A 6,095-nucleotide genomic window follows, 5' to 3' on the forward strand; every position below is an offset into this window, starting at 1 on the left:
TTCTTATTTTTTTGAGTAGCCAGTGGATCTCCAGGTGTTATACTTGGTCGCTGTGCGGCAGGGTCGGAGTGGTATAAGATACCGCGGTGCGGGTCTGGCGGAGGTGCGTGCGCTGGTGGACCGTACCGGTACGGATCTCGGGCGGCGGGTGCGGTTGCTGGTGGGTAAGCCGGGGTTGGACGGGCATTCGAACGGGGCGGAGCAGATCGCGGTGCGGGCGCGGGATGTGGGTTTCGAGGTGGTGTATCAGGGGATTCGGTTGACTCCGGCGCAGATCGTGGCGGCGGCGGTCGATGAGGATGTGCACATCGTGGGTCTGTCGGTGTTGTCGGGGTCGCATATGAATCTGGTGCCTGAGGTGTTGGACGGGCTGCGGGCGGCGGGTCTGGCCGATGTTCCGGTGGTGGTGGGGGGGATCATTCCGCCGTCGGATGCGGAGGCGTTGACCGCGCTCGGGGTCGCGGCGGTGTTCACCCCGAAGGACTACGGCCTCACCGAGATCATGCGGGGTATCGCCGAGATCGTCCGCACGGCGAACGGCCTCGACCGTGCCTGATCCCGGGGTCGGGGAGGCCGGGGTCGGGGGCGGGCCCGAGCCGGTGGGTGCCGCGCGGCCGGGCGGCGTACCCACCCTCCCGGACGCGGTGGCGCTGGCCACCAGGGTGCACGCCGGCCAGCTCGACAAGGCCGGGGAGGACTACATCGGTCACCCACGGCGGGTGATGGACACCGTCAGCCGCACCGCGGCGGGTGCGGGCGTGGACGTGGCGTACGCGCAGATGGCGGCGATCCTGCACGACGTCGTCGAGGACAGTGACCTGACCGTCCCGGAGCTGGCCGACGCGGGCTACCCCCCACAGGTCGTCGCGGCTGTGGACGCGCTGACCCACCGGGAGGACGAGGCGATCGAGTCCTATCTGCTCCGGGTCGCCGCCGATGCGATCGCCGTCGTGGTCAAACGCGCGGACATGGCCGACAACTCCGACCCGCTCCGGCTCGCCCGCCTGCCCGCCGAGCGAGCCGTCCAGCTCGCCTCCCGGTACGCGGGCCGCCGCCGTCTCCTCGACGACCTCGTGTTGCGCGCGTCCGGGCAGACCACTCCTGGACACGGCCCGGCCGCCGGCACCCCGCGGAGCTAGGTGCCTGGCCTGGGCCGGGCGAGGTGGCCGGAGGGCGGCACGGTACGGTCGCGCCATGCGGCTCGTCATCGCTCGCTGCAGTGTCGACTACGTCGGCCGGCTCAAGGCGCATCTGCCCAGTGCCGTCCGGCTGCTCCTGGTGAAGGCGGACGGCTCGATCTCCATCCATGCGGACGGGCGTGCCTACAAGCCGCTCAACTGGATGAGCCCGCCGTGCGCCATCGCGGAGGAGGAGGGCGTCTGGCGCGTGACGAACCGGGCCGCGGAACAGCTCGTGATCACCATCGAGGAGATCATGCATGACTCCACGCACGAGCTCGGTGTCGACCCGGGCCTGCGCAAGGACGGTGTCGAGGCCCACCTGCAGGTGCTGCTGGCGGACCGGCCGGACGCCGTCCGCGAGGGCCTGACCCTGGTCCGCCGGGAGTACGAGACCGGGATCGGCCCGGTTGATCTTCTCTGTCGGGACACCGACGGTTCCACCGTGGCGGTCGAGATCAAGCGCCGTGGCGAGATCGACGGTGTGGAGCAGCTCACCCGCTACCTGGCGCGGCTCAACGACGACCCGGCGCTGCCGCACCCGGTCAGCGGGATCCTGTGCGCCCAGTCGATCACGCCGCAGGCCCGGATGCTGGCCGGTGACCGCGGCATCGCCTGCTCGGTGGTCGACTACGACGCGCTCCGGGGCCTCGAACCCTCGATCCCCACTCTCTTCTGACCCGCTGACCCGCTGACCCGCTGACCCGCTGACCCGCTGACCCGCTGACCCGCTGACCCGCTGACCCGCTGACCCGCGGGCCCGCGGGCCTGCGGGCCCGTGGGCCTCGCTTGGCGCCCCGCTGGCTCCGCGGCCTCCGCCTGCCCTGGCGGGCTCTGCCTGGCCCGCTGATCCCGCCGATCCCGCCGACGGTGGGACTCGGCGGGACGGCTCTCGCCGGGTCGCGGCGTACGCTGCGCGGTCGTAACATGCTGTTCGAGTGAACACAAGGCCGTTCATAGGTGGCAGTTTTCCTCACGATCGCACGCTCCGGCGTGGTGAATCTGGGACGATCCGGTCAATCGGAGCGCGGGGAGATCCGCCGGCCCGGCGAGTGCGGTGCGGCCGGACGGACCCCGGAGGAAAGGAGCGCCGGGTATGAGCCAGGAGACTGCTTTCGGAGAGCCGACGAAGGTCGGGGTCGTTGGCCTGGGCACCATGGGTGCGGGCATTGCGGAGGTGCTGGCGCGGGCGGGCATCGAGGTCGTCGGCGTCGAGAAGGACGACGCCGGTCTGGCGCGTGGGCGCGGCCATCTGGAGCATTCGACCCAGCGGGCTGTCGACCGCGGCAAGATCAGTGCCGAGGAGCGGGCGGAGCTGCTCGGGCGGATCGACAGCGGCACCGACCTGGTGGCCGTCGCCGACTGCCCGCTGGTGATCGAGGCGATCCACGAGCGGCTCGACGCCAAGCGGGAGCTGTTCGGTCGTCTCGACGAGCTCTGCCGGCCCGGGACCGTGCTCGCCAGCAACACGAGCTCGCTGTCGGTCACCGAGCTCGCGGCGTCGACCCATCGTCCGTCGCGGGTGCTCGGCACGCACTGGTTCAACCCGGCCCCGGTGATGGGACTGGTCGAGGTCGTGGGAACGGTCGTCACCGATCCTGCCGTGCTTGACGGCGTTCGTGACCTGGTCGGGCGGGTCGGCAAGACGGCCGTGTCGGCGGGTGACCGGGCCGGCTTCATCGCCAACGCGCTGCTCTTCGGCTATCTGAACAACGCGGTGCGGATGCTGGAGGCGCACTACGCGAGCCGCGAGGACATCGACGCGGCGATGCGGTTCGGCTGCGGCCACCCGATGGGCCCGCTGGCCCTGCTCGACCTGATCGGGCTGGACTCGGCCTACGAGATCCTCGACTCGATGTACCACCAGTCCCGTGATCATCTGCACGCGCCGGCTCCGCTGCTCAAGCAGCTCGTCACCGCTGGCATGCTCGGGCGCAAGACGGGGCGGGGCTTCTACACGTACGCGGCGCCCGACTCGCCCGAGGTGGTCGACGCGGCGCCCCCGACCGTGGTCGCCGGGGTCGAGCCGCGTCCGGTCCGGCTTGTCGGCGTGGTCGGCACCGGCACGATGGCGACCGGCATCGTCGAGGTGCTCGCCCGCTCGGGCTACAACGTGATCTACCGCGCCCGTTCGGACGACAAGGTCGCCGCGGTCCGCAAGCGCCTGATCGAGTCGTTCGAGCGCGGCCTCCAGCGCGGCCGGCTCTCCGTCGAGGACCGGGACGCGGCCCTGGCGCGGGTGACAGGCACGACGGACCTCGACGCCCTCGCCGACTGCGACCTGGTGGTCGAGGCGGTCGTCGAGGAACTGAGCGTCAAGCGGGCGCTGTTCGCCGCGCTCGACGAGGTGGTGAAGCCCGGCGCGATCCTCGCGACGACGACGTCCTCGCTGCCCGTGGTCGAGTGCGCCACCGCGACCACCCGCCCGCGCAGCGTGATCGGTATGCACTGGTTCAATCCGGCGCCGGCGATGCGGCTGATCGAGGTCGTGCCGACCGTCCTGACCGCGCCGGAGACGACCGCGACGGTGCTCGCCGTGAGCCGGGCGGCGCGCAAGCACCCGGTGGTCTGCGGGGACCGCGCCGGCTTCATCGTCAACGCCCTGCTGTTCCCGTACCTCAACGACGCGGTGCGGATGCTGGAGGCGCACTACGCCACCCTCGACGACATCGACACCGCGATGACGGTGGGCTGCGGGCATCCGATGGGCCCGTTCGCGCTGGCGGACGTCGTCGGCCTGGACGTGACCCTCGCCATCCAGCGGACGCTGTACCTGGAGTTCCGGGAGCCGGGGTACGCGCCGGCGCCGCTGCTGGAGCATCTCGTCAAGGCCGGCTACCTGGGGCGCAAGACGGGGCGGGGCTTCCGCGACCACTCGCGCTGACCGCGTGCCCCACCACCGCGGTGGCGGTCGGATCACCCGCGCCGGCGGTCCGTCCCCACACTGAAGGACAGTCCGGTCGCGGTGGCGGGTTCGCCGACTCCTCGGGGGGAACCGGACCGGTACCGACGTTGATCACGCGGCGGTGTGGTCGGTGGGCATGTCTAGGATGTCGCCGAGCGCCAGGTTCAGCCGCGCGACCGCGCCGCCTGCCCTACCCGAGGAGGACGCCCGTGGCCATGGTGGACAAGGACGCACTGCGCGAGTTCGGCCGTGAGGTGACGACCTTCCTCCCTGATCTGGTCATCATGCTGCGCCGCGTGGTCGCCGACCCGCGGGTGCCGCAGTCAGCGAAGCTGGAGGCGGGCGCGGCGCTGGCCTATCTGGTGTCGCCGCGGAACCGGCTGACGAACTTCATCCCGGTGATCGGGCAGCTGGACGACGTGGCCGTGGTGGCCTTCGCCTTCCGCCGGCTGGTGGTCGGCGCGGGGGAGCCCATCCTGCGTGAGCACTGGCGGGGCAGTGACCGCTCGTTCCACGCGCTGATCGGGGCCTCGTCGGCACTGGCGAGTCCGGCGGGGATGCTGCGGCGGGCCAAGGTGGCCCGCACGCTGGCCGGCGCCGCGCTGGCGCGGGTGAGCGGCGGCCGCGGGGAGACGGGGGGCCAGGTCGGCGGTTCGGGCCCGGTCAGAGTTGTGGACGGTGAGGTCATCGGCCGCTCGGCTCCGGACGGCGGCTTCGGCGGCCGCTGAGATGCCCGGTGGCAGCCCGCGCAGCGGCGCGGAGGACGGAGAGGGCTCCGGCAGGGGCCCGGACGAGGGCTGGGTCGTCCGCCCGGTGACCGGTGCGGCGACCACCAAGGAGTACCGGTGCCCTGGCTGCGATCACCTCATCGCGCTGGGCATGCCGCATCGGGTCGTGTGGCCGGTGGGCGCTGTCGACGAGCGGCGGCACTGGCACACGGCCTGTTGGGCGCGCCGCCATGCAGGCCCGCGCCAGCGCTTCCGGCGGGCGTGGGGGCGCGGCTGACCTGCTGACGGGCCGCGTCGGAGCGGGCCGGGGCCGGGGCCGGCTGCGGTGGCGACGTGCCGGTGGGTCAGATGGGTCAGATGGGTCAGGGTCAGGTGGCTCAGCTGTGTGCCGAGCCTGCCGGTGCGGCGGCGCTGTCGCCCGCGGTCAGGGCCCGCGGAGGTGCTGATCCGGCCTGCAGGGGTGCCGTCGCGGCGGTGAGCCGGTCGCGCAGGGCGCCGAGCTGAGCGGTCACCTGGTCATGCAGCGCGCCGAGCTGGGCGGTGACCTGGTCGCGCTGGTTCTCGAGGTCGGCGAGGCGCCGGGCGGACTCGCTCTCGGTCGCGGCCGCGGTGGCCCGTGCCGTCTCGACGACCCGCTCCGCCTCGGCGCGGGCCGAGGCCACGATGTTCTGCGCCTGCTCCTCTGCGTCCAGCACCGTGCGCTCGCGGGTGTACTCGGCTTCGGCGACGATCCGGCGGGCCTCTTCCAGCTGGGCCTCGGCGTCACGGGTCCGCTCGGCGCGGACCGTGGCCGCCTCCTCCTCGGCGAGCTGGAGGATCTGGGTGATACGCCCGCCGAACTCCTCCCACGCCGGCCGGTTCGCCGCCAGATCGTCGCGCACCCGGGCCGCCTCGGTGGCCGCCTCGGAGGCGGCGGCCTCGGCGGCGGCCCGGTGCGACTCGGCCTCGCGGAGCTGCTCGACAAGCCAGTTGACGTGCGCGTTCACCTGCTGCGGATCGTAGCCGCGGCGGACCAGATCGAAGCCGGGGGCGCCTTCACCCTCGCCGGCCATCGGGATGAGATCGCTGTGCTCTGTCATAGGCACCCAGCATCCCAGACCGGCAATCGTTGGGTGACAGGAGCTGGGGCGTCGGCCGGTTCGAGCTGCGTGATCTATACGCCGCGGAAGCGGTTGATGGCGGTGAGGTGACGAGCCCGCATCTGCTCATCCCGCACACCCAACCCCTCCTCCGGCGCCAGGCACAGCACACCGACCTTCCCCTGATGCGCGTTGCGGTGCACAT

The 6,095-nt window shown here is 72.2% G+C and carries 6 protein-coding genes and 1 pseudogene; 6 read left to right on the plus strand and 1 reads right to left on the minus strand.

All coding sequences use genetic code 11. The annotated features are described in order from the left end of the window. Positions 1-85 precede the first annotated feature (85 nt). From AB1460_RS35215 to AB1460_RS35240, 6 genes and pseudogenes are all read left to right on the plus strand, one after another. Positions 86-556 (plus strand): annotated as a pseudogene (locus AB1460_RS35215) (cobalamin B12-binding domain-containing protein); the annotation flags it as partial. Beyond that, on the plus strand, positions 549-1,139 hold the full coding sequence (locus tag AB1460_RS35220) for an HD domain-containing protein (protein WP_420497450.1): 591 nt from the start codon (positions 549-551) through the stop codon (positions 1,137-1,139). The pseudogene AB1460_RS35215 and the gene AB1460_RS35220, both read left to right, overlap by 8 nt. Positions 1,140-1,194: 55 nt before the next feature. After that, positions 1,195-1,857: an endonuclease NucS gene (gene nucS, locus AB1460_RS35225; protein ID WP_018640733.1), complete on the plus strand. Its 663-nt coding sequence runs from the start codon at positions 1,195-1,197 to the stop codon at positions 1,855-1,857. Positions 1,858-2,274: 417 nt separating this feature from the next. Beyond that, entirely contained in the window at positions 2,275-4,062 is a 1,788-nt protein-coding gene (locus tag AB1460_RS35230) for a 3-hydroxyacyl-CoA dehydrogenase family protein (RefSeq protein WP_368966725.1), read from the plus strand. Between the two features lie 230 nt (positions 4,063-4,292). Next, on the plus strand, positions 4,293-4,811 hold the full coding sequence (locus AB1460_RS35235; protein WP_368966727.1) for a YkvA family protein: 519 nt from the start codon (positions 4,293-4,295) through the stop codon (positions 4,809-4,811). Between the two features lies 1 nt (position 4,812). After that, the gene (locus tag AB1460_RS35240) at positions 4,813-5,088 is read left to right on the plus strand and encodes a hypothetical protein (RefSeq protein ID WP_368966728.1); all 276 of its coding nucleotides are present in this window, start codon (positions 4,813-4,815) and stop codon (positions 5,086-5,088) included. 100 nt (positions 5,089-5,188) lie between these two features. On the opposite strand, the gene AB1460_RS35245 is transcribed toward AB1460_RS35240, so the two are convergent. Continuing rightward, on the minus strand, positions 5,189-5,890 hold the full coding sequence (locus AB1460_RS35245) for a sugar-binding protein (RefSeq protein ID WP_368966730.1): 702 nt from the start codon (positions 5,888-5,890) through the stop codon (positions 5,189-5,191). Positions 5,891-6,095 lie beyond the last annotated feature (205 nt).

The organism is Parafrankia sp. FMc2 (assembly GCF_041008525.1).
Classification (GTDB): Bacteria; Actinomycetota; Actinomycetes; order Frankiales; family Frankiaceae; genus Parafrankia.

What these genes read in the sequence shown, in the direction of transcription:
- AB1460_RS35245 (WP_368966730.1), bottom strand. Translation starts at nt 5,890, where the DNA reads ATGACAGAGCACAGCGATCTCATCCCGATGGCCGGCGAGGGTGAAGGC.
- AB1460_RS35240 (WP_368966728.1), top strand. Translation starts at nt 4,813, where the DNA reads ATGCCCGGTGGCAGCCCGCGCAGCGGCGCGGAGGACGGAGAGGGCTCC.
- nucS (WP_018640733.1), top strand. Translation starts at nt 1,195, where the DNA reads ATGCGGCTCGTCATCGCTCGCTGCAGTGTCGACTACGTCGGCCGGCTC.
- AB1460_RS35230 (WP_368966725.1), top strand. Translation starts at nt 2,275, where the DNA reads ATGAGCCAGGAGACTGCTTTCGGAGAGCCGACGAAGGTCGGGGTCGTT.